We start from the raw sequence: 24,965 nt of genomic DNA, 5'->3' as shown, positions 1-24,965 counted from the left end.
TTTTAGCCGTTAATTACATGACTCATATCATACATACCTGCTGGTTTTCCGCTGAGGAATTTCGCCGCTTCCACGGCGCCTTTTGCAAATACAGTTTTGGAATAAGCCGTATGCCTGAATTCAATCACCTCGTCCGGACCTGCAAAAATCACTTCATGGTCTCCGACAATGGTACCGCCCCTGACTGCGGAAATTCCGATTTCTTTGGTATCTCTCTTTTCTCTGGTCTGGCTTCTGTCATACACATAGTGATACTGGTTATCCATGGCCTCATTGAGGCTGTCTGCCAGAGCCAGAGCCGTACCGCTTGGAGCATCTACTTTTAAATTATGATGGCGCTCCACAATTTCCATATCAAAACCTGCTGCTGCAAGCACTTTTGCTGCATCCTGCAAAAGCTTCAGCAAGGTATTAATTCCCAAAGACATGTTTGCCGAGCGCAGCACTGCGGTTTCCTGTGCCGTTTTTTCCGCTTTCTCCAGCTGCCCGGAAGATAAACCTGTGGTACAAAGCACCAGAGGCAGTTTTTTCTCCCTGCAGAAATCCAGCACCCCGTCTACCGCTTTGGCAGAAGAAAAATCAATCATCACATCTGCCTGCACATCACATTTGGTTATATCCGTAAATACAGGATAAGTATACAATCCCTTGTCTGCAACATCCACACCTGCCACAATCTCCGCGCCGCCGTCTTCAGATACCAGCCCGGAAATCACCTGCCCCATATGGCCATTACAGCCATTCATAATGATTCTGACCATCTTTTTATCCTCTTTTCTTTTGCAGTTTCTCTACTTTCCTCTCTTCTTATGCAAGTTTCAGGCCAAAATCTGTCATGGCCTTTTTCAGCGCCTCCTTATGTTCCTCTTCCATCTCTGTCAAAGGCATTCTAAGAGGCCCTACTTCTTTTCCCATAAGGTTCATAGCCGCTTTTACCGGAATGGGATTTACTTCGCTGAACAGTGCGTGTACCAGCGGAAGTGCTGCCAGCTGCATTTCACAGCTTTCCTTCACTTCCCCTTCCATAAACTTCGCTACAATTTCATGGGTATATTTGGGCGCTACATTGGACAATACGGAAATAACACCCTTTCCTCCCAGGGAAAGAATGGGTACAATCTGGTCATCGTTTCCCGAATAAATATCCATTTTCCCTTTTGTCAGCGCTGCAATCTGCGCCACCTGGGAAATATTTCCCGATGCTTCTTTGATACCTACTATGTTTTCCACATGCTCTGCAAGATATGCAGCCGTTTCCGGGGTAATGTTGCAGCCGGTTCTGCTGGCCACATTGTACAGGATAATAGGAAGTTTCACTGCATTTGCCACAGCTGTGTAATGGGCAATAAGTCCCTTCTGTGTCGCTTTATTATAATACGGAGTCACTAAAAGCAATCCGTCTGCACCATACTGCTCTGCCTCTTTTGACAGATAAATCGCGGTCTCCGTACAGTTTGAACCTGTTCCTGCAATGACAGGAATTCTTTTATTGACTTTATCAACTGTATATTTGATAGCCTCCAGATGCTCTTCATGGGTCATGGTGGAAGATTCGCCGGTAGTTCCGCATATAATAACGGCATCTGTTCCTTCTGCAATCTGCTCTTCCAGAATTTCTCCCAGCTTTTCAAAATTCACGTCTCCGTTTTCCTTCATCGGTGTGACAATGGCTACACCTGCACCTGTAAAAATAGACATACGCTTCCTCCTTCAATAGTAAAGATTCTTTCTCTTCATTTTCCTGCTCCAAAACCTGCAGTCTATTTGACTACTTCCAGAGAAACCACTCTGTCCGCCGCATTTTTTACGCCATCTGTTACCACATTGCCTGTCATAATCAGTTCTGTCTCGTCATCTTTTGCCTGAATCAGTGCAATTACTTCTTCTTCTGTCACAATTCCAAATTCCTGAACACCCAGAATCTCATCCAGAATCAGCATATCGCTTTCCTCTGTCAGCAACACCTTTCTTGCAAAATTCAGACCATTGCGGATATTTTCATTTTCTTCTTTCTTCTCTTCTTCGGTCAAATCTTCATAATATTTGTCTTTCTTTTCAAACCTGAACAAACGGACGTCCGGTTCCATGGAAGACAGATAATCCAGTCTGGACGTCTCTCTTCCCTTTAAAAACTGAATCACAATGGCACGTTTTCCATGCCCCACGGCTCTGATAGCCTGGCCGATTGCCACACTGGTTTTCCCTTTCCCCGGGCCGCAGTATATCTGCGTTAATCCTTTTTTTTCATACATAATACTACACCTCTTACAGACTGCCTGTTCTGCTTTTGTTTTGTTTAAGAGTTGTGTATATATTACTACACCTGCGGGCATATTGCAACCAAAACAGCCCAAAAGCCATGCGGACCGTATTAATCCGCATATTCCAGTTTGCTCACAGATACTTCGTAAGCCGTCCGCTTCTCGGTCTGACTTTCACTTAATTTCTTAATATACTCCCTGCTCTGGATTCTTCCCCAGATAAGAACATGTCCGCCCACTTCAAAAGCAGACGCATATCTGGCATTTCTTCCCCAACAGATACAGGGTATGTAATCGGATTTTCCGTAAGGCCGGTTCACTGCCAGCAGCAAATCCGCAATCTCTCTTCCAAGAGGGGTTTTCCTGTATACCGGAGGCTTACAGATATATCCGTCCAGGAATATCTGGTTCGTCTTCACCGTATCATCTTCCTCTTCCACAAAAGACAGTTCTCTTACAAAAACAGAAAGCACCAGCCTGTTTTTCTTCTCCTCGTGGCGGTTATAGGACCGGAACTGTCCCTGCACCATAATGTACTCTCCCTCGTAATCCTGTGTGACATCAACCAGACGCTCGGAAACCATCAGCGGAATTCTGTCCTCTGAATCGCTTAGTCTCTTTACCAGCACATCCACCAGATAGAAGCCCTCTCCATACACCTGATGGCTGAAGGTAAAGCCGGATGCAATCTTTCCCATAATTGACACCTGATTGTTTTCAATAATTTTATCTGCCATGATTTTTTCCCTCTCCTCTTTCTCGTATCTTGTCTGTATTATGTTTATTCAGCCCCGGCACCTTTTAGAACCACATTTTCTATTTTTTTCAAAAAATTTTTATTTCCCCTTTGTATTTAGAAGCAAGTGTGATAGAATGAAATCCGGATTTTACCGAAAACACAGGCTTTTCCCCGGTTTTCCGGCGGAAATTCTGTTTACTGCATAAAAACAACTGAAATCTGTTGATTTAAAAGAAAAGAGGTTATTTATGAAAACAGCAAGAGAAGATATCAGAAACGTAGCCATTATTGCTCACGTTGACCACGGCAAAACCACTCTGGTAGACCAGCTTTTACGCCAGAGCGGTGTATTCCGTGAAAACCAGGCCGTACAGGAACGTGTTATGGACTCCAATGATATTGAAAGAGAACGCGGCATTACCATTTTATCAAAAAATACCGCTGTATATTACAAAGATACCAAAATCAACATTATTGATACACCCGGCCATGCGGACTTCGGCGGTGAGGTAGAACGTGTATTGAAAATGGTGGACGGCGTAATCCTTCTGGTAGACGCTTTTGAGGGCGCTATGCCCCAGACCAAATTCGTTCTGAAAAAAGCACTGGAATTAGACCTTCATGTCATTGTGTGCATCAACAAAATCGACCGTCCTGAAGCGCGTCCTGATGAGGTTATAGATGAAGTCCTGGAACTTCTTATGGATTTGGATGCCTCTGACGAGCAGCTTGACTGTCCCTTCCTGTATGCCTCCGCAAAAGCAGGTCATGCGGTTCTGGACTTAAACGACACACCGGAAAACATGGTTCCTCTGTTTGAAACCATCTTAAAATACATCCCGGCTCCTACCGGCGACCCAAAAGCGCCTACTCAGGCCCTTATCAGCACCATTGACTACAATGAATACGTGGGCCGTATCGGTGTGGGCAAGGTGGAAAACGGCACTTTAAGCGTGAACCAGGAAGTGGTGCTGGTCAACCATCATGACCCGGACAAAATGAAGAAGGTAAAAATCAGCAAACTTTACGAATTTGACGGTCTGAACAAGGTAGACGTAAAAGAAGCTGGTATTGGCTCTATTGTTGCCATTGCCGGCATTGCAGATATCCATATCGGAGATACCTTATGCTCACCGGAAAATCCGGATCCCATTCCTTTCCAGAAAATTTCAGAGCCTACGATTTCCATGAACTTCATGGTCAACGACAGTCCTTTTGCAGGACAGGAAGGAAAGTTTGTAACCTCCCGCCACTTAAGAGAACGCCTCATGAGAGAGTTAAACACAGACGTCAGCCTGCGGGTGGAGGATACGGACAGCACCGACTGCTTCAAGGTGTCCGGACGGGGCGAACTGCACTTATCCGTACTGATTGAAAACATGCGCCGGGAAGGCTATGAATTTGCTGTGAGCAAGGCAGAGGTCATCTATCAGGAGGACGAAAGAGGCCGTAAACTGGAGCCTATGGAAATCGCTTATGTAGATGTTCCTGAAGAATTTTCCGGTACGGTTATCCAAAGACTCAGCGAGCGAAAGGGTGAACTGCAGGGCATGAGCCCCGCCAGCGACGGCACTACCCGCCTGGAATTCAACATTCCTTCCAGAGGACTTATCGGCTTCCGCGGAGAATTTATGACCTCCACCAAAGGCTCCGGCATTCTGAACACAGCCTTTGACGGCTATGCTCCATACAAAGGAGACATGCAGTATCGTAAACAGGGCTCCTTAATTGCCTTTGAGACAGGCGAATCCGTTACCTATGGTCTGTTTTCCGCGCAGGACAGAGGCACTCTGTTTATCGGCCCCGGCGAAAAAGTTTACAGCGGTATGGTTATCGGACAGAGCGGCAAGCCGGAGGATATTGAACTGAACGTATGTAAGACCAAACATCTGACCAACACCCGCTCTTCTTCCGCAGACGAAGCCTTAAAGCTGACGCCGCCGAAAATCCTCAGCCTGGAACAGGCCCTGGAATTTATCGATACGGACGAACTTCTGGAAATCACACCGGAAACCCTGCGTATCCGTAAAAAAATCCTGGATTCCAGACTTCGGAAAAGACAGAATCTGAAAAAATAATTCTTCTATATTTTCTATAACCAGAAGAGCTGTTCCTGTGAACAGTTCTTCTTTTTTGTCGCTATGTTATTTTTTTATCAATTTCACCTATGGAAATGTACATTAATTCCAGAATATTGTATTCAAATCCTCTTCTTCTCTATTTTCTGATAATTTTAATTTTAACAATCTTTTTTCTTTATATTTCTCACTGTTTATGGTATAATAAGGGCATACAAAACGACTTCAGTATTTCCTTTTTTCTTAGAATTTGATATTGACAAATATTTAACAACGAGATATAATAGCCTCAACACTTGTTAAATATTTATCAATAAAACAGGAAATCAGATGCTTCCTGCTATTGCAACACACTGTATTAAAATTATTATTTAATTAATTTAAGGAGGATTTCCCATGGCTAAAAAAGCAGAAACAAAAGTACCGGAAACCATTAACAGTGTCGAGGCTCTTCAGGCTAAAATCTCTTCTATGAGAGAAGCCCAGAAAAAATTTGCCACATTCACCCAGGAGCAGGTGGACAAAATCTTTTTTGAAGCGGCTATGGCTGCCAACAAAATGCGTATTCCTCTTGCAAGACTGGCTTGTGAAGAGACAGGTATGGGTGTGCTGGAAGATAAGGTTATCAAAAACCACTATGCGGCAGAATATACATACAACACTTATAAAAGAGTGAAAACCTGCGGCGTCATCGAGCAGGATACCTCCTATGGAATTAAGAAAATCGCAGAGCCTGTAGGAGTTGTAGGCGCAGTTATCCCAACTACCAATCCAACCTCCACCGCAATCTTTAAGTGCCTTATCTGCTTAAAGACCAGAAATGCCATTCTTATCAGCCCTCATCCCCGTGCAAAAAAATGTACTGCAGAGGCTGCAAGAATCGTTCTGGAAGCTGCTGTAAAAGCAGGGGCACCGGAAGGCATTATCGGCTGCATTGAAGAACCCACCATTGAACTTTCCAATGAATTAATGAAATCTGTTGATGTTATTTTAGCTACAGGCGGCCCGGGCATGGTAAAGGCTGCGTATTCCTCCGGCAAACCGGCTATCGGCGTAGGTCCTGGAAACGTACCGGTTATTATGGACAGTTCCTGTGACATTCAGACAGCGGTATATTCCGTTATTCATTCCAAGACTTTCGACAATGGTATGATTTGTGCTTCCGAACAGTCTGTAACAGCTCTGGCTGATATTTATGATAAAGTAAAAGCTGAATTTATCAAACGCGGCTGCCATGTACTGAACAAAGAAGAACTGGATAAAGTACGGAAAATCATCCTTACAGAAGCCGGCACAGTAAACGCTAAAATCGTCGGACAGCCTGCGGCAGTCATTGCGGAAATGGCAGGTGTTGCTGTTCCCTCTGATACCAAGATTCTCATTGGTGAAGTAACTTCCGTAGATATTTCCGAACCTTTTGCCCATGAAAAATTGTCACCGGTTCTGGCTCTTTACAAAGCAAAAGACTTCGATACCGCCCTGGATATGGCTGACCAGCTGGTAAAAGACGGCGGCTACGGACATACTGCTTCTATCTATCTGCACCCATCGCAGACAGAAAAGCTGAACAAATTTGCTGACCGTATGAAGACCTGCCGTATTCTGGTAAATACACCTTCTGCACACGGCGGTATCGGTGACTTATACAACTTCAAGCTGGCGCCTTCCCTGACTCTTGGCTGTGGTTCTTACGGTGGAAACTCTGTTTCTGAAAACGTAGGAGTGAAACACCTGTTGAACGTGAAGACCGTTGCCGAAAGGAGAGAAAACATGCTTTGGTTCAGAACACCGGAAAAAGTTTACTTCAAAAAAGGCTGCCTGCCTGTTGCCTTAGATGAACTGAAAAACGTATACGGCAAGAAAAAAGCCTTTATTGTTACCGATACTTTCTTATATAACAATGGTTACACCAAACCAATCACAGACAAACTGGATGAAATGGGAATTACTTATGACTGCTTCTTTGAAGTTGCCCCGGATCCTACACTGCAGTGCGCTCAGAAAGGTCTGGAAAAATTAACAGCCTTTGCTCCTGACACCATTATTGCCCTGGGCGGCGGTTCTGCTATGGATGCTGCTAAAATCATGTGGCTGATGTACGAACATCCGGAATGCAATTTTGAAGATTTGGCTATGGATTTCATGGATATCCGAAAGAGAGTTTACGTATTCCCAAAAATGGGTGTAAAAGCTATGATGGTTGCTATTCCTACCTCTTCCGGTACCGGTTCTGAGGTAACACCGTTCGCGATTATTACAGACGCCACAACCGGAACGAAATGGCCCATTGCAGACTATGAATTAATGCCAAACATGGCTATTATTGATGCTGATTATATGATGGGACAGCCAAAAGGACTGACCAGCGCTTCCGGTATTGACGCACTGACCCATGCTTTGGAAGCCTATGCTTCTATTATGGCTACGGATTACACCGATGGTCTGGCTTTAAAGGCAGCCAAATTAATCTTTGACTACCTGCCTTCCGCTTACGAAAAAGGCGCAGATGACCCTATTGCAAGAGAAAAAATGGCAAATGCTTCCACCCTTGCAGGTCTGGCCTTCTCCAATGCGTTCCTGGGTGTATGCCACTCCATGGCACATAAATTAGGTGCTTACCATCACCTGCCTCACGGTATTGCAAATGCCCTGCTCATTGAGCATGTGATGCGCTACAACGCAGACCCGGCACCGGTGAAGATGGGAACCTTCTCCCAGTATCCATATCCGCATGCAAAGGAAAGATACTGCGAAATGGCTCGTTTCATTGGTATTCAGGGCAAAAACGATGACGAAGTATTTGAAAACTTCATCAAAGCCATTGCTGAACTGAAAGCAAAAGTAGGAATCAAGAGAACGATTAAAGAGTATGGCGTTACCGAGGAAGACTTTATGGCTACTCTGGACGAAATGGTTGAAAATGCCTTCAATGACCAGTGTACAGGCGCCAACCCACGGTATCCGCTTATGAAAGAGATAAAAGAAATGTATCTGAAAGCTTATCATGAAGGCTGATAAAGACCATATGAAAAAGGAGGAAACTGCCGTCCATTGGCAGTTTCCTCCTTTTTCCTATTTCACAATCTAACGAGACTGTTTTATTCCACCTGCTGGGTTCCTTCACCAAAGTAATAGTACACTTTTCCGTTTTCCAGAGTAATTCCTTTGGCTTCTGCCAGTTCCTGTACGGTTACCAGCTTGTAACCCTTTTCCACCAGTTCCGGAATCATGCGCAAAGACGCTTCTACAGACCACTCATGAATATCATGCATAAGGACTACAGAACCGTCCTGCACGTTATCCATTACTTTCTGATACGTCTTATCTGCACTCTTTGTCTTCCAGTCTTTGGTATCTAAACTCCATTTGATAATAGGCATATTTGCCAGCTGCTGTACGGTTTCATTACAGCTTCCTCCCGGCGGACGAAGCGTATCTGCCGGAACACCCGCACCGTTTTGAATTGCTTCATTGGCTTTACTGATTTCACTGCTTATCTGGTCCTGAGAGAGACTGGTAAGAATCTGATGGTCATATGTATGATTGCCCAATTCCATGCCTGCGTCCTTCAGTTCTTTCACAATATCAGGATACTTCTCTGCGTTTTCTCCCAACATAAAGAAGGTAGCCTTGGCATTGTTCTCCTGCAGACACTGCAACAGCTTCTCTGTGTACTGTCCCGGTCCGTCATCATAAGTCAGTGCAACCATAGGACGAACCTTCGTGCTGTCATACTTTCCTTCCTCGTCAAAATAATAATCTTTTCCGTCCAGTTCCAACCAACCGGTAGTTACATAACCGTTTTCATCAAAATAGTACTGCGCACCATCTATTTCTTTCCAGCCATTTTCATAAAAAGTTCCGTCTGCATTGCGATACCATTTGCCAGTTTCGTCCTGCTGCCAGCCGAAAATCGTGGTATCAGAGGCCAGCTTTTCAATGTCCGAGGAACTCATGACCGGCTGTTTTGCCGCTGATGTTTCCGTCTCCCCCTTTTCTGTGTCAGCCTGTACCTCCTGGGTAATTTTAGATGGTTCCTTTTTGTCTCCGCCTCCGGCTAATTTGGTAATTCCCGTTCCTGCTGCCACAACCACGGTTACCAAAAGAACCGCCATAATAACCAACCGTGTCAGCTTCCGAATTTTCATCTGCCGAATTTTCTCCTGCCGTTTGCGCATAATTAATGCCCGTCTTCGTCTTTCGTACTCTTCTTCGTCTATTTCATCGAATGGTTGTCCCATAATCCGCTCCTTTCTCCTGTTTCTGATATACTTTTATTATACACAACCCTCCGGTACTTGTATAGGTAATTTTCGACAAATTTTCCTTTTTTTCTCCAGTTTGTTTCAACTTTCTTTTTGCACAGAAAAAAGCAATTTTTTCGTAGACCACCGCAGGATTTCTTTCTATAATCAAGGTAGAAATTCAAAACAAGGAGAACTTTTACAATGCCAGAAAAAACTTTTTCCAATCCCCTGCTGCCCGGCTTTTATCCGGATCCTTCTATCTGCCGGGTAGGCGAGGACTATTACATGGTAACCTCTTCCTTTGTGTACTTTCCGGGCCTTCCCATTTTCCACAGCAAAGACCTGGTGCACTGGGAACAAATCGGACACGGAATCCACCGCCCCGACCAGTTAGACTACAAAAACTGTGAGACTTCCGAAGGACTCTGGGCGCCCTCTATCCGTTATCACAACGGTACCTTTTACATCATCAATACCTTTGTTTCCAAAGGCAGAGAGGCAGACCGTGACAACTATATCATCACTGCAAAAAATCCAGCCGGCCCCTGGAGTGACCCCGTCTTTGTAGAGGGCGCTGACGGTATTGATTCCAGCCTGTTCTTTGACGATGACGGCTCTGTATGGTATGTGGGAAATTTCATCAGCAGCGAATGTCTCTATGAAGGCCACCATGGCATTTACTTAAACGAACTGGACCCTGTCACCCTGCAGTTTAAAGGAGAACGCCGCATTATCTGGGACGGAAAGAAAACCTACAGCCGTTGGATTGAAGCGCCCCATATTTACAAAAAAGACGGCTGGTATTACCTGCTGGTTGCAGAAGGCGGTACCTTTATCAACCACAGTGTGCAGATGGCCCGCTGCCGTACCATTGATGGGGATTATGAAATCTGCCCGCGAAACCCCATCGTATCTCACAGACATCTTCCCCTGGAAATCCCCATTGCCGTCACAGGACATGCGGACATTACCGATACCCAGAACGGGGAATGGTGGATGGTTCTGCTGGCTGTGCGCCCCTACACAGGCGGACACTACAACATCGGCCGGGAAACCTTCATGATTCCCATGGTCTGGGACGAAGACGGCTGGCCCAGAATTGACAATGCAAACGGTATGGTAAATGAACGGGAACGACTGCCCAGACTCCCGGAAACCATTTATCCTCCCTTACCTGCCTCTGATAACTTTGAAAGCCCTGTGCTGCAAATGCAGTGGAACACCATTCATCCCCCCTTGCAGACACTGTATTCCCTGACTGAGCGCAAAGGATTTCTGCGGCTCTATACAAGGCCTGAAGTTATGGAAGAAATCTGTACCCCTGCTTTTGTGGGCAGAAGACAACAGCACAAAAATTTCCTGGCCAAAACTGCTATGGAATTTTCGCCTGAAACCGATTTTCAGGAGGCGGGCTTAGCTCTGGTACAGGATGACCGTTTCCACTATCTTATGACGATGCGTAAAAAACAGGGAAAGACTTTCCTGCAGCTTTGGGAAACCCGAAATGGAATCCGAAGCCTGAAAAAAGAACAGGAAATCAAAGAATCCTCCCTCCTTTATCTCAGTGTACAGGGACATACCGATACGTATTCTTTTTACTACGGATATGAGGAACAGGAAATGCTTCCTCTGGTCCTCTGCGCAGATGGTGTGCTTTTAAGTTCCGATGTAAACAATGGCTTCACCGGTACTTATCTGGGTATGTACGCCAGCGCCAACCACAGAGATTCCCTGGCTTTCGCCGATTTTGACTGGTTTACTTACCAGGGGGAATAATCTCTCATAAAAAGCGCCCCATGACACGGCAATCAGAATCTTTATACAGGATTGCCGTGCCATGGGGCTGTTCTTTCTTCTTATTGCGACAGTTCCATGGATTTCTCCGAAAATTGTTCTATATTCTCATCGCTCACTTTGTGATAAGGCAGGTACACATACCTGTCATTTTCAAAGGGAATCTCTTCCATACTCTGGCCTGTAATCAGAGCTGCCGCCAGCTTTGCCATGACTTCAGCCTGGCCTTCTTTGTCGTTATATACAGTGCCCTGCAATTCTCCCTTTTTGACAGCTTCCAGTCCCACATCCGTACCGTCGATTCCAAAAAACACAGGCAAGGCCGAAGATGTATAATTCAACTTCTTATACGCATCCACAGCGCCCAGGGCCATGTCGTCATTGTTGGCCAGAACCAGTTCTATTTTGTTCTGATACTCTCCTATTATCTGCTCCATTCTGTTCTGTGCCTGTGCCCGGTTCCAGTTTGCGATTTTGCAGCTGAGTTTTTCCACTTCAACGCCATTCTGTTTCAGCGTATTCACTGCATTTTCTGTGCGGATAATTGCATCCTGGTGTCCCATTTCTCCTTCCAGAACCACATACTGGATTTTTCCATCCTTATTCTTGTCAATACGGTCGTCCTCCTTGATAAGGTCAACCGCCAGTTCTCCCTGCAATATGCCGGACTGTCTGGCATCCGCTCCTACATAATACAGATGTTCCCACTGGTGCAGGTCTTCCGCCACCGGCTCTCTGTTAAAAAAGATAATCGGCACGTCATTTTCTCTGGCCAAATCAATAATCTCCGACGGGTCTGCCCGGTCCACCAGGTTTACACAGAGTACATTGCACCCCTCATCTATCATTTCTTCCACCTGGTCATTCTGCGTCTTCTGCAGACCAGCCGCGTCCCGGACCGTTACGGTTACTTCCAGCCTGTCGCTGCCCAATTCATTCATATTTTCTTTAAACCTTCCAATCAGGGCATTCATATAGGTATCACTCTGATTATAAGAAGCAACTCCCACATGAAGTTTATCCGGCGCCTCTGACTCCCCCTCCTTACAGCCGCCCAGAAACAGCGCTGCAAAAGCCAGGAGCATTCCCGCTGCCCTTCTTTTGTTCTTTCTCATGCTTTACCTCCGCATTTCTTCTCCGTTTTCCCGTCCTTTACTGACTCATAGTAAACAGAATATCCTGATTCTCTTTGGAAAACAGATTTTCTCTCCTCATAACCGTATAAGAAATCTGTGGTTCTTCATAATTGCGGAAGGAATTCTCCATTCCGTTCATAAGTCCTGTCAGACTTTGGTATCCTGCATAAAAGGCATCTGACACAACCACACATTCTGCCGTTCCCACATCCAGATAATAAACCGCTTCTGTGGAATTGCCGATTCCATACACAAGAGCCCCGTGGAGATTATTGGCTTCTCCACATTCTCCCGCCGCAGTCAGACTGTCATCATCAAACGCAATCACAAAATCCACCTCCGGCTGGCTTTCCAGAAAAGCCTTAATATTTTCCTCCGGATTTTTCATACCAGACCAGAGGACTTCCACCCCTGTTTCCTTTAAGGTTTCTGTAAATCCTTCCTCCCGGTTCCGGATACTTTGTGAGTCTCTCCGCCCGCCTATCATACCAAGACTTTTTCCATTCAGCTTTCCGTCGTAATCCTTTAACAGTTCTTCTGCCAAAGCCTGTCCCATTGCATAATCATCTGCCCGAACCACCGGAAATCCCCTGCGCTTTTCACTTTTGGGCAATTCTCCTCCCACCAGCATAACCGAAATTTTCCCCTGAACTTCCTTCAGCAGTTTCGCTGGGTCTGTGCCGGGAACGGGCTCTGCAATCACAGCGTCTGCGCCGTTTTTCACTTCCTGTTCTATCAGCTTTTTTTCTTCCTCCGGGGTGAGCACCGCCCCTGTGCTGACCATAAACATTTCTGCCCCTCTGTCCTCTGCTGCCATTTTCAATCCGTATTTAAAGGCAGACCACTGATTGTCGTCTGAGTTTTCCACAATCACAGACACCTGATACTGCTCTTTTCCACTTTGCTCCCGCAGCATGACAACCACCAGCAGAATCACCAGCAGGCTCAGAACTGCCTGTATCAGAATAAACATCTTCTTATCCTTTTTCATTGCTTTGTCCCTGTACTTTCCTGTCTACGATTTCTTCCCGGCTCATCATATGTCCCATCTCCAGTATCCTGCGATTTTCTTCTGTATAAGGGACAGCCGGAATGTGTATGGAAACCCGGGTTCCCTCATCCGGTTCACTTTCCACCACAAGCCCGTATTCCTTTCCAAAGAGAATCTGGATACGGCTGTTGACATTCACCAGTCCTACCCCGGAGCCGTGCTTGTGAATCCGGTTACTGTCCGTCAGTACAAGAGCCACTTCCTCCTCTGACATACCAAGCCCGTTATCGGAAACAGCCAGAACAATCAAGTCTCCTTCACGCCTTCCGGTTATCCGGATTTCTCCGCCGTCTTCCATATTGCCCACGCCATAATTAATAGCATTCTCCAGTATGGGCTGCAGAATCAGCTTAACTGTACAATAGGAATACAACTCTTCCTCCACATCAAAGGTCACAGAAAAAGAGTTTTTATACCGGACCTTCTGTATATTCATATAGCTCTGCGCATGCTGCAGTTCATCTTTTACGGAAATCACGGTTCTGCCCTTAGAAAGACTGATACGAAACAGTCTGGCCAGCTGGGAAATCATAAAGACCGCCTCATCGTTCCGTTCTCCCTCTATCATCCAGGTAATGGATTCCAGCGTATTGTACAGAAAATGGGGATGAATCTGGCCCTGCAAGGCGTCTAATTCACTCTTTCTTCTCTCATTTTGTTCCAGGACAATTTCCTTCATCAGTTCATCAATCTGTTCATAAGACTTCTGAATGGAATACCCCAGATGACGGATTTCCTGAGAACCGCCAATGTAAATTTCCGGTTTCTCCCCTGCTTCATACTTCCGCACCGATTGATTCAGTTTCAAAATCGGGCTGGAAATCCTAAGGGAAACCACCCGGTTAATCACCACCAGCATCATGGTCATCAACAGAATCATCATAACCGCAAAATAACGGAGATTTACCATGCCGTGATTAAACGTAGAATAGGGAATCACTCCTACCAGTTTCCATCCGGTATAACTGATGGTATTTACCACCACTTTCCGGTTTTCCCCTTGAAAAGCCTCGTCATAAACGCCGTCTTTGTAGGTCGCTGCCCGTTTGCTGTTTTCTTCGTAAATTCCGTCGCTGATTTGTATCTGCCTGGGGTGATAGACAATTTCACCGCTGCTGTCGCACAGATAATAATACTGCCCGTTGTTCACTTCATTAATCTGCTTCATCATACGAGAAATACTGGAAAAATCCATATCTACCAAAAGTACACCTGCCTGTGGAACTCCCTGGTCTGTCAATTCTACCACGCGGCTTAAAGAAACCACCCAATAATAACGGTGTGTTGTGTCATTGAACAAATTCTGAATATGAGGTGTGGAAAAATGCATATTTTCCATTTCCTCCATGGCCTTCTGATACCAGTCCTGGCTGGTTACGTCCGGGTCTTCCTTCTGGGAGGCCACCGGTTCCGCCGCCATAAGGCTTCCGTAGTTGTTATATATGGCAATACTTCTGAGTTTTTCTTTGTTTGCCTCGTACAAAAGATTCATTCCGCTTTGAATATCCTGCTTATTCTTCTCAAAATCATTTTCCTTTACCACGTTGTAATAAACCGCATCGGAAATCTGCCGCATGCTCATCAGATATTCTTCCAGGTTCTCCCCAGTCTGCTCCATCAGCTTCTGTGTACTGTTTATGGTTTCCGCCCTGGCAGAATTGGAAAACCGCAGATACAGAACCACTCCCAGAATCAGCATAATGGAAATCGACACCACGGAAGAAGCCAGCATAATGGTGGTCTGAATTTCCTTTGGCTTCATTTTTTTCAGTTGTCTGAAATACTTATTTTTCACTTTCTCTGTACTCCGTTCTGTACTTGGAAGGCGATACTCCGAACCGCCGTTTAAACACATAACTGAAATAATTGGGGTCCGTATATCCCACTTTCTTCCCTATAATATAACTCTTTTCGTTTGTCTCCAACAAAAGCCGGGATGCTCTGTCCATGCGATAATCCGTCAGGTAGCCAATAAAGGACTTCCCTGTCTCCTTTTTAAAAATGGTAGAAAAATAAGAATTGGAGACTCCCAGCACTTCACAGATACGGTCCAGAGAAAGTTCTTCGTTCACATAATTGTTGTGCACATAATCTTTTGCCTTTTCCACAAAGGATTTGGTAGACTTTGTCCGGGCATTCAACAGTTTTTCGTGAAGAGAAACACTGATGTTTACCAGCCACTTTTCCAGCGTATCCGGTCCCATGTCCAGAACTCTGCCGTATAGTTTTCCCATATCTTTTGACAGTTCTCCCAGTACAATATCATTGTTTGCCGCAAACCGGCAGAATTCGCTGAGAAGTTCCATGACGTCCAGGTGGTGCTGCTGCAGGGATTTTTCCTTAAAGGAAATGCTGCCAAGATACTCATGGACTGCCTGGGCGATTTCCGGCGGCTCGTTCAGACGAATGGTTTTAAACAGGTGGGACAGTTCCCCTTCGTGGCTGGAACCCGGGTTATTCCTCTCATGTGGAGCAATTTCCTGAATATTAATGGCTCTGGAAGTTCCGTAGAGCACCCGGTAGGAAATGGCTTCTCTGGCGCTGCTGTAAGACTGGGACAGTTCCAGAATACTTCCGCACACCTGGCCGATTCCCACAGTTACATTGGCGCCGATAATCCGGTGTGCGTACCGGCAAAAACGGTCGCTGTCATCCGTCAGTTCAGACATTTCATTTTCTCCGGACAACTGGGCAATCAAAATGGTTTTCCCCAGATAAGAGAAACACCTGGCTCTCCACTTTTCCCCCAGATATTCCTTGGCCTGCTTTTCCACGGAAGCCGCCAGAAGCAGCGGATTCATATCTTCCGGTATCTGGGACGATGAAGTATGAATCACCAGACAGCAGAAAAAAGGGCCCGAAAGAGAAATCTGGTAATCAGAAAGATAGCGATCCAGTTCCTCTTCACGAATCCGCCCCTCCAGCAAAGTTGCATAAAAATTCGCCTGCAGAAGCGGCAGAGAATCCATATAATATTTTTTTAAGGATTCTGCATTTCGCTTTTCGCCGATTTCCTGGTCCAGCTTTATCTTCAACTGGGTAAACACATTCGTCAGTTCCACAGAATTCACCGGTTTCAGAATATACTCCTCCACTTCCAGATGGACGGCTTCTTTGGCATATTCAAATTCATCAAACCCGGTAAAAAGAAGCAGCTTGGTAGCCGGATAATCGGCTTTGATATGTCCCGCCAGTTCCATGCCGTCCATGTAGGGCATTTTAATATCCGTCATCACCACATCCGGCTGAAATTCTTCCACCATTTCCAATGCTTTCACACCATTATTGGCATATCCGATAACAGAAAATCCCAACCCCTCCCAGTTAATCTTTCGCATAATCACCTGAATGACTTCTTCTTCATCATCTACCAAAAGTACTGTATATGTATCCATTTTCCTTCTCCGTATTTTCACTCATCTTTTTGCATTATTATAACATAAAAGAGCCAGACCCGCATCTGACTCTTTTGAAAATCTTCTTATGAATAATGTCTTTTTAAACCTTCCGCCTATTTCTTCTGAACGTATTTCAGACAGTCCAGTGTAACGGCTACAAGGATAATGATACCTGAGAATACGAACTGCAGGTTCGTGTCAATACCAAGGATTGTCAGGGAATAAGTAAGCGCTGTAAAGATAAATACACCGACTACGACACCGGAGATTTTACCAATACCACCCGTAAAGGATACGCCACCTACCACGCAGGCTGCGATAGCGTCCATTTCCCAGCCCTGTCCATAAGCTGCAGAACCGGAACCAACCATTCGGATACATTCCAGCCAGGAACCAAATCCATAAAGAACACCAGCCATAACGAAAGCGCCTACTGTTACACCGAACACGGAAATACCGGATACAGATGCAGCTTCCGGGTTTCCGCCTACTGCATACAGATTTTTACCAAACGTTGTTTTATTCCAGATAAACCACACAATGGCAATAGCTGCAACAGCCCACAGAATAATAGTCGGGAAGCCGTTTACTTTCGGAATTACCATATTTGGAATTGTAGCTTCAATAGCACCGAAGGACACACCCTTTGTTGCATAAGTAACAAGACCGAAGATTACCAGCATGTTTGCCATGGTAGAAATAAACGGGTGCATTTTAAACTTCGCTGTAAAGAAACCTGCTATGGTTGTAAAGAAAGTACATAACAAAATACAAACCACCAAGGCCAAAATCACTCTGGCTATAACCGGCATACCTGTGAAGTCAAAAATATGCCCGAACACACCACCTGTGTTCACACCCTGATGCATAATAATCGTTGCGGCTGTCATACCCATACCAACCATACGTCCGATAGAAAGGTCTGTACCAGCTAAAAGGATTAACGCTGCTACACCTAACGCAAGGAACATACGAGGGGAAGCCTGCTGAAGAATATTTAACACATTGTTGTAAGTCAAAAGTGGTGAACCTTTAACAATCGGCGTAATAATACACAGTGCAACGAATATCAACAGAATGGCAATATACAAACCGTTCTGCAAAAGGAACGTTCTGCGGTTAAAGGTATATTTGTAGTTTTCCCATTTCTGTGCTCTCGCTTCTATAAAAGTAAACTTGGACATACGCAGCAAATCAATTAAGTGAAACTTATAAGAATACGCCGCATGTCTTCTGTCTTTTGCTTCCTGGAATTCTTTTTCCATGGTCATCTTTGCGTCAAAGAGCCTGTTTTTATAAACATAGTTTTCGTCTTTAATTTCCTGATGATCGGAAAGCTTTGCCACAGCTGCTTTATGTTCTTTTTCCAGCTCTGCCACTTTTTTCTGATAGCGAGCTTTGGCTGCTGCTTTTTCTGCCGCACAGCTGGCTTTCACAGCCTGATAATAATCCTTATCAAAATGCTCTTTCAAATAATTTTCAGCATCTGCAATCCGTTTAGAAACTTCGTCTTTATGCTTTGCTTCCACTGCTTTTGCTGCTTCCAACTCTGTTTTACATTTTGCAAGCCTGCTTTCCTTTTCTCCTTTTGTAAGGGTACGGTCTCTTTTAATGCTGTCCATTAAGTTTTGGATTTCTACGATTTTATCCGTACCGTCAGCTCTCAGGCTGTCAATTTTTTTCTGAATTTTACCAACATAATCCTCGATTGGCTGACGCAGTTTCATTTCCTGTTCAGCTGTAAGGATATTACTATTTCCGTTCGCCATATCCATTCTTCTCCCTTATTATAGGTATTTTGCGCTAAGTCTTAAGAGTTCTTCCTGATTTGTTTCTTTTGTATTCACAATACCGGAGAGATGTCCGTTTGACATAACGCCGATACGGTTTGTGATACCCAGAATTTCAGGCATTTCCGAAGAAACAACGATAATTGTTTTTCCCTGTTTTGCCATCTGAATAATCAGCTCATAAATTTCATATTTTGCACCAACGTCGATTCCTCGGGTAGGTTCGTCCATCATGAACACCTGAGGGCTGCGTTCCAGCCATTTTCCAAAAATAACTTTCTGCTGATTACCGCCGGACAAACTGGAAATCATGTCATCCGGTCCCATACATTTCGTATGCATAATTTTAATTTCGTTGGCGGTTGCCTTTACCATCTTGGCATCGGAAAGAGCCAGGCCGGTTTTATACCGCGGCAGATTTGCAATCGTTGTGTTAAACGTCAAATCACACTTCAGGAACAGACCATTCGCCTTTCTTTCCTCTGTAATCAGGGCAAAACCATGATCCATTGCTTCTTTTGCGCTGTTGAAGTTCATTAGTTTCTTGTTAAAGTAAACCCGTCCTGCCGCTCTGGTACGAATACCGAAAATCGTTTCCAGAAGTTCTGTACGACCTGCGCCTACCAGGCCATAAAGTCCGAAAATTTCTCCCTCTCTTACATCAAAACTGATGTCCTGCAGATGAGGTTCAAATTTTGTGGACAGGTGCTGTATGGATAAGATTACATCCTTTGGCTGGTTATCTACCGGTGGAAACCGGTTTTCCAAAGAACGTCCAACCATAGCTGCAATCAGTTCATTCATATCCGTGTCTTTGGCACTCTTTGTCATAACCAGATTACCATCTCGGAGTACGGAAATCTCATCACAAATCTCAAAGATTTCGTCCATTTTATGAGAAATATAAATCAGAGAAATTCCCTGTTCTTTTAACATTCTCATCATTTCAAACAACTTATCGACTTCCTGTACAGTCAGAGAAGAAGTCGGTTCATCAAGAACAATTACCTTCGCATTATAGGAAATCGCCTTTGCAATTTCACACATCTGTCTTTGGGATACTGACATATTGCGCATAGGCTGCGTCAGATTTACAGTCATGCCCAGCTTTCTGAAAAGTTCAGAAGCTTCTTTTTTCATTCTTCCTTCATCGATAACACCCATGGAATTCACGGGATAACGTCCCAGGAAAAGATTATCCATAACATTTCTTTCCAGACACTGGTTCAACTCCTGATGAACCATGGCAATTCCGTTTTCCAGAGCATCTTTCGGCCCGGAGAAACTGACTTCTCTGCCGTCCAGAGTGATTTTTCCTTCATCTTTCTGATAAGTTCCAAAAAGACATTTCATCATTGTTGACTTACCGGCACCGTTTTCACCCATAAGCCCCATAACGGTTCCCCGTTTCAAATCCAGGTTAATATGGTCAAGAACCCGGTTTCGTCCAAAGGACTTACTCATATTACGTATGGATAAGACAACTTCATCTTTCTTATCTGCCATTCTTTTTACTCCTGTATCTGTATATTGGTATTGCAGCGCACTCTCGCTTTCAGATTGAACGGAGGCTGCTGCATTAAGGACATTATCAAAAACACTGTCTTAACGCGACACCCTCCGTCTGTCATCGTTTTACATAAACGCTACTGAGTTATGAATTACTGCAGTAAAGCTGTGTAAGAAGCTGCATTGTCTGTTTTCACCATGTTAATAGCAAATGCATCATACTGACCCGGGTTTCCAAGACGGTTTGTAATGTTGGACTCTGTCTGTCCGTCACCACCGATGTATTCAACGTCTAAGTTCAGAAGGTCATCATATTTTTCAAGAAGCGGCTGGTATGTAGAGCTTAAGAAGTTATCAGAAGCATTGTAAATGTTCAGCCATACTTTCTTGGAAGGAGATTTGCTTTCATCTAACTGTTTGGATACAGGCTCGAAGGTCTTAGTAGAGTCTGTGAAATCCTGATAGTTGTCTGCGGTTACAGCTACGTTTAATGCGTAGTAAGAACGCTCGTCTTCTTTGTATACATATTCCTGGTCACTAAGAACGTTTCCAGCTTCATCTGCTGTACCGATACCTGTATCAATATCAACACCGTCTAATGCGTTACGAAGAACACGAAGTGTTAAGTAAGCCTGTACATCTGCATGCTGGCTGATGGTTCCGCCGTAGCCTTCTGCAATGGCTGCTACTGCATCACTGTTCGCATCGTATCCGAAAGTAGGAACTTTGTTTTCTTTTGACCATGCATTGAACATCGACATTCCCATACCATCGTTGTTAGAAACAACAACATCAATTTCTTTACCAAAGGAAGATGACCATGTTCCAATTGCGTTACCGGCTGTAGCTGCGTCCCATGTAGCGCCTGCAGAGTTCTTCATTTCCTGAGAACCCAACTCACGAACTACGAATTTCTTTCCGCCAGCTTCTAAAGAACCGTCCTGTACTGCAGAAGCTTTTCCGTCTACGTTTGTTCCAACCGGCTCACTGTTAATAGTGCCGTCTTTTTCTACACCTGTTCCAAGAGCTTTACGAACACCTCTTGTACGTGCGATAGAATCATTATGTCCGATATCACCGATAGCCAGAACATATCCGATTACGCCATCGCCATTACGGTCAATAGTATCTGCATTTTTTTCGATGTATTCTTTCACCATCTGTCCCTGCAGTTCAGCACCCTGGTTTGCGTCAAATCCTACATAATATGTATCTTTGTTAAAGTTCAGAGCGTTCATGTCCAACTCACCTGTAGAGCTGTTAGACGGCTGACGGTTGAACCATACCAGAGGTTTGTCTTTGTTCGCCACTTCAGAACCCTCTGTTTTTCCAGTGTCTTCTGTTTTGCCGGTATCCTCTGTTTTCGCTGTGTCTTTTGCTGGTTCAGAACCACATGCAACAGCGGAAAGACCTAAAACGGCTGCCATTGTTAATACTGCTAATTTTCTTTTCATTGAAATATTCTCCCTTCCATCGGCACATTTTCTTTTTCGTCCGTGCCTTTTATTGATATTGACACTATACACAATATCCAGGAAATAAAACATAGAATTTTTTTCGCTTTACATTGAAATTTTTAAGATTTTATTGGTTATATGGTATAATATTTTCATATATTTTGTCGAAATATGGATATTTTAACCGCACTCAGATACAAGGTATTCTAAGCATATTTTTTGAAATCATACTGAGCAATCAGAAAGCCGATTGGATTTGGGCAATAAGAGTATCTACGGATTCTCTGTCAACCAGAAAAATTTCATCTCCATTTATACTAACAGAAGCGTATTCCTCATTATACGCATAAAATTCTTCTACTATTCTGGGTGCCGAATCCATATTTCGATTATAAGTTATTGTGAGTAATGGTATCTCTCCTGTATGTTCCTTTTTCAAATTTTCTTTTTCCACAAAAATACTTATTAAAGAAGTATACAGTTCATATGCCTCTTCTTTCTCTACCTTTTTCTTATTAAATCTGCAGCTTTCTCCGTCTGTAAAATCTATGATATATTTTTTTCCCTCTATATCTATATCTACTGTAGATATCGTTTCAATACTAACCACGTTCGCTACCTTTAGCACACAATCAAATGGATTCAGATTTAAAAGTTCATTCACAACCGCTCCATCGGCCTGCCATACCCCTTCTTCTTCATTTATTTTCACATAATAATCTCCATTTGCATTTTTCAGTCCTATCTGATAAGTAATCCCTTTGTCTGGTTCTGCTTGTCCCTGCTCTTGCTGATTTTGTCCACTATAGTATGCTATAAACAGAGACGTTTGACTATCTTCCAATCCTGTATTTTCTGGTATATCTGTAATTTTTTCTAATGAAAGATTTTCCAAACATGAGAAATATTCATACAATCTTTCTGTATCTACAGATACCCAGGAATGATACGGAACAGACATATCCCAACAGTCATAAGAATTTTTATATTCTCTTGGTTCATAGGAAACAGCAAACTTTACTTCCCCCTCTTTTATAACCTGCATACCTCTAACGGACGCCGCACTGGGAACTTCCTCCTCTTCAAACGTAAGCTCTTCTTTCCACACTTCTATGCTATTCTCTTCTTTTTCATAATTTATCTTCTTTTCGGAAATCTTATTTTCTTGTTTCTCTCTGCAACTGCACAATACACTTAAAAGTAACAATGCAGTGACCATAACTATTTTCTTTCTATATATGTATTTCATGAATCTGCCCTTTCCTGCTTTTGCACAATATTTCTATATTTTGTCGGTGCTTTTCCTATATGTTTCTTAAAGGCCAGGGAAAAATAATTCATATCATGATATCCTACCATCATAGCAATTTCTCCTGTTTTTAAGCTAGTTGTCTCCAACAAGGATTTTGCTTTCTCAATTCTTTTACGCACAATATATTCGTTACACCCTTCCCCTGTTATTTGCTTAAATAACCTTGACAAATAGTTAGGGGACACATACAACTGAGCGGCAAGATTGGCAACTGTTAAATCCTGACTTAAGTCTTCATGAATCATATTCTTGACTTTCCTGATAATCTCATGTTCGTCTCCCTCCTCTTTTGCCAATATTTTCTGAAGAAACATTTCTGTTACTTCTTCTGCTTTCTCTTTGTCAGTCCCCACTAAAGACTGGGTAAAAGAATTAAGGCTCTCCTCCGGAGTATTTCCTGTTTCATTAATGTAAGAAAAATAAATAGCTGAAGCTAATTCAAAATAGCAATTTATTGCATATTTCCTTCCCAGATTATAAGATTCCACTGCTCTTTTAAAACGTTTTAAAATATGCATAACTTGTTCAATATTGGAACAATTAAGAATACAAGCCTGTTTAAATTCTCTGAAAACCTCTTGAAAAATATCATTCCTCTTAGAATCTGTTTTGCTATAAAAGACATCTGCTATTTCTTTTCTTTCACTTTTTACCACATACAAAGCATCATTATACGATACTTGCAAGTTTTTGAATCCTGAAACTTCACTTCCAAAAACCAATTTAGGCTCTGCATTACATTCGTTTCTTAAAATATCCATTAACTCTTCTGCTTCTGAAGAGGTATCAAATTTCTCCTCTCCATAACCGGAAAAGAAAACTATAATTAAATGATCTTCTCCGTCCGTTATGGTAATTCCTTTATTGCAGTCATCTATCAAATTCATTGCAATTTGCTTCATCATTTGATGATAAAATTTTTCCTCATCTGAACTCTGATCCGTTTTTTTATCCGGTATCACAATTCCAATTCGCATCATTTCATTTCTCTCAAATCCGAACTGCTGCAAAAATTCCTGTTCTCTTTGTGCTTCTACCGTATTTCCTTTCATGTAATCCCAGATTACAGACTCCAGATATTCTTGCTGGTACACTCCTTCTGTTCTTTTTATATTCAAAGTTCTTTGTTTTTCTTCTTTTATTTCCTCGATTTTCTGTATCTGCATTCGTATACTTTCCGTAAGTTCCCGCTCATCAATCGGTTTGAGCAAAAAATCATGAACCTGGAGCTGTAAAGCCTGTCTTGCATAATCAAATCTGTCATATCCTGTAAGAATAATAATACGCATATCAGATTCCTGTTCCCGTATAATTCCCACCAAATCCAGCCCTGACATTTCTGTCATGCTAATATCTGTAATTAAAATATTCGGTTTATACTTCTCTATCATTTCCATAGCTTCTCTTGCAGATGCAGCTGTATAAACCTCTCCGATTTTCAGGCTTTTCCAATTAATTGTTTTCTCTATCCCCATTCTAATCATTCGTTCATCATCAACAATCAATATTTTATACATTTTCTGACTCCTCCGCAGTTCCAGGCAGTTTTATTTTTACACTGATTCCAGATTTTTCATTTTGATAAAACTTTAATCCATATTTTTTTCCAAACATCAATTCAATTCTTTTATTAACATTATTAATTCCATATCCTATATCTCTGTCAAAAAAAGAAAGGCTTTCATTTATGTGCTGAATCTGTTTCTGGTTCAGCCTCTCCCCATTATCAGATACAACCAGATAAAAATCCTTTTCACTTGGTTCCACATATATCCAAATCTTTCCTGTTCGTCCTTCTTTGACCTTAATTCCATGATAAATAGAATTTTCTACCAGAGGCTGAAGTGTAATTTTAGGAATTAAAATCGTTTCATATTGCTTAGGAATTAAAATTTCCATATCAATAATATCTCCATATCTCATATTTTGGATAATGATATATTGACGAATGTGTTCTAATTCTGTAGCCAGTGGAATGATATCTTCTCCCTTGCTGAGACATATGCGATAAAACTTTGCAAGGGCTTTTACCATAGTAGAAACTTCATGATTTCCCTCAGAAGCAGCCTGCCAATGAATACACTCTAAAGTATTGTAAAGAAAATGCGGCTGAATTTGGGATTGCAGGCTAAGTCAGCAACCACCAGTTCAACTGGTGGTTTGATATTAGCCCTCAAAAGGGCTTTATTACTT

18 protein-coding genes are annotated in these 24,965 nt (G+C 43.2%); 3 read left to right on the top strand and 15 right to left on the bottom strand.

Going from position 1 to position 24,965, the window contains the following annotated elements:
- Positions 1-2: 2 nt before the first annotated feature.
- The 4 genes from dapB to WKT17_RS13955 all read right to left on the bottom strand — a co-directional run bounded on the left by dapB (position 3) and on the right by WKT17_RS13955 (position 2,998).
- Entirely contained in the window at positions 3-761 is a 759-nt protein-coding gene (dapB, locus tag WKT17_RS13970; RefSeq protein ID WP_173750084.1) for a 4-hydroxy-tetrahydrodipicolinate reductase, read from the bottom strand.
- A gap of 46 nt (positions 762-807) precedes the next feature.
- Positions 808-1,698: a 4-hydroxy-tetrahydrodipicolinate synthase gene (dapA, locus tag WKT17_RS13965; RefSeq protein WP_173750083.1), complete on the bottom strand. Its 891-nt coding sequence runs from the start codon at positions 1,696-1,698 to the stop codon at positions 808-810.
- A gap of 62 nt (positions 1,699-1,760) precedes the next feature.
- Positions 1,761-2,252, bottom strand: a complete 492-nt coding sequence (locus tag WKT17_RS13960; RefSeq protein WP_173750082.1) for a cob(I)yrinic acid a,c-diamide adenosyltransferase — start codon at positions 2,250-2,252, stop codon at positions 1,761-1,763.
- A gap of 119 nt (positions 2,253-2,371) precedes the next feature.
- Positions 2,372-2,998, bottom strand: coding sequence for a single-stranded DNA-binding protein (locus WKT17_RS13955; RefSeq protein WP_173750081.1), 627 nt, complete (start codon positions 2,996-2,998; stop codon positions 2,372-2,374).
- Between the two features lie 250 nt (positions 2,999-3,248).
- Between WKT17_RS13955 and typA the strand changes: the two genes are divergently transcribed.
- Complete coding sequence (gene typA / locus WKT17_RS13950) at positions 3,249-5,078, top strand: translational GTPase TypA (protein WP_173750080.1); 1,830 nt, start codon at positions 3,249-3,251, stop codon at positions 5,076-5,078.
- Between the two features lie 396 nt (positions 5,079-5,474).
- Positions 5,475-8,093 (top strand): bifunctional acetaldehyde-CoA/alcohol dehydrogenase, encoded by a 2,619-nt coding sequence (gene adhE / locus WKT17_RS13945; RefSeq protein WP_173750079.1) that lies wholly within the window; start codon positions 5,475-5,477, stop codon positions 8,091-8,093.
- Positions 8,094-8,176: 83 nt separating this feature from the next.
- On the opposite strand, the gene WKT17_RS13940 is transcribed toward adhE, so the two are convergent.
- A complete protein-coding gene (locus WKT17_RS13940; protein WP_173750078.1) occupies positions 8,177-9,319 on the bottom strand; it encodes a polysaccharide deacetylase family protein in 1,143 nt (380 codons plus the stop codon).
- A 207-nt stretch (positions 9,320-9,526) separates the two neighbouring features.
- Between WKT17_RS13940 and WKT17_RS13935 the strand changes: the two genes are divergently transcribed.
- Positions 9,527-11,101, top strand: a complete 1,575-nt coding sequence (locus tag WKT17_RS13935) for a glycoside hydrolase family 43 protein (RefSeq protein WP_340273290.1) — start codon at positions 9,527-9,529, stop codon at positions 11,099-11,101.
- Between the two features lie 80 nt (positions 11,102-11,181).
- On the opposite strand, the gene WKT17_RS13930 is transcribed toward WKT17_RS13935, so the two are convergent.
- From WKT17_RS13930 to WKT17_RS13885, 10 genes are all read right to left on the bottom strand, one after another.
- Positions 11,182-12,234 carry a galactose ABC transporter substrate-binding protein gene (locus tag WKT17_RS13930; protein ID WP_173750076.1) on the bottom strand — a complete coding sequence of 351 codons (1,053 nt, stop codon included), beginning with the start codon at positions 12,232-12,234 and terminating at the stop codon, positions 11,182-11,184.
- Between the two features lie 37 nt (positions 12,235-12,271).
- Positions 12,272-13,246, bottom strand: coding sequence for a substrate-binding domain-containing protein (locus WKT17_RS13925; RefSeq protein ID WP_173750075.1), 975 nt, complete (start codon positions 13,244-13,246; stop codon positions 12,272-12,274).
- The gene (locus tag WKT17_RS13920) at positions 13,233-15,101 is read right to left on the bottom strand and encodes a cache domain-containing sensor histidine kinase (protein ID WP_291682884.1); all 1,869 of its coding nucleotides are present in this window, start codon (positions 15,099-15,101) and stop codon (positions 13,233-13,235) included. Before WKT17_RS13920 ends, WKT17_RS13925 begins: the two co-directional genes overlap by 14 nt.
- The gene (locus WKT17_RS13915) at positions 15,091-16,701 is read right to left on the bottom strand and encodes a response regulator (RefSeq protein WP_173750073.1); all 1,611 of its coding nucleotides are present in this window, start codon (positions 16,699-16,701) and stop codon (positions 15,091-15,093) included. Before WKT17_RS13915 ends, WKT17_RS13920 begins: the two co-directional genes overlap by 11 nt.
- Positions 16,702-16,817: 116 nt before the next feature.
- Positions 16,818-18,473, bottom strand: coding sequence for an ABC transporter permease subunit (locus tag WKT17_RS13910; RefSeq protein WP_340273285.1), 1,656 nt, complete (start codon positions 18,471-18,473; stop codon positions 16,818-16,820).
- Positions 18,474-18,491: 18 nt separating this feature from the next.
- The gene (locus WKT17_RS13905; protein WP_340273283.1) at positions 18,492-20,000 is read right to left on the bottom strand and encodes a sugar ABC transporter ATP-binding protein; all 1,509 of its coding nucleotides are present in this window, start codon (positions 19,998-20,000) and stop codon (positions 18,492-18,494) included.
- A 155-nt stretch (positions 20,001-20,155) separates the two neighbouring features.
- Complete coding sequence (locus WKT17_RS13900; RefSeq protein ID WP_340273280.1) at positions 20,156-21,457, bottom strand: substrate-binding domain-containing protein; 1,302 nt, start codon at positions 21,455-21,457, stop codon at positions 20,156-20,158.
- A 241-nt stretch (positions 21,458-21,698) separates the two neighbouring features.
- Positions 21,699-22,709: a hypothetical protein gene (locus WKT17_RS13895; RefSeq protein WP_294541397.1), complete on the bottom strand. Its 1,011-nt coding sequence runs from the start codon at positions 22,707-22,709 to the stop codon at positions 21,699-21,701.
- Positions 22,706-24,289, bottom strand: coding sequence for a response regulator transcription factor (locus WKT17_RS13890; protein ID WP_294541395.1), 1,584 nt, complete (start codon positions 24,287-24,289; stop codon positions 22,706-22,708). Before WKT17_RS13890 ends, WKT17_RS13895 begins: the two co-directional genes overlap by 4 nt.
- Positions 24,282-24,899 (bottom strand): sensor histidine kinase, encoded by a 618-nt coding sequence (locus WKT17_RS13885; protein WP_340273308.1) that lies wholly within the window; start codon positions 24,897-24,899, stop codon positions 24,282-24,284. Before WKT17_RS13885 ends, WKT17_RS13890 begins: the two co-directional genes overlap by 8 nt.
- Between the last annotated feature and the right edge of the window lie 66 nt (positions 24,900-24,965).

Origin of the sequence: Blautia sp. HCN-20427 (assembly GCF_037890365.1) — a bacterium.
GTDB lineage: Bacteria > Bacillota > Clostridia > Lachnospirales > Lachnospiraceae > Blautia.
This window is presented reverse-complemented; position numbering and strand designations above follow the sequence as displayed.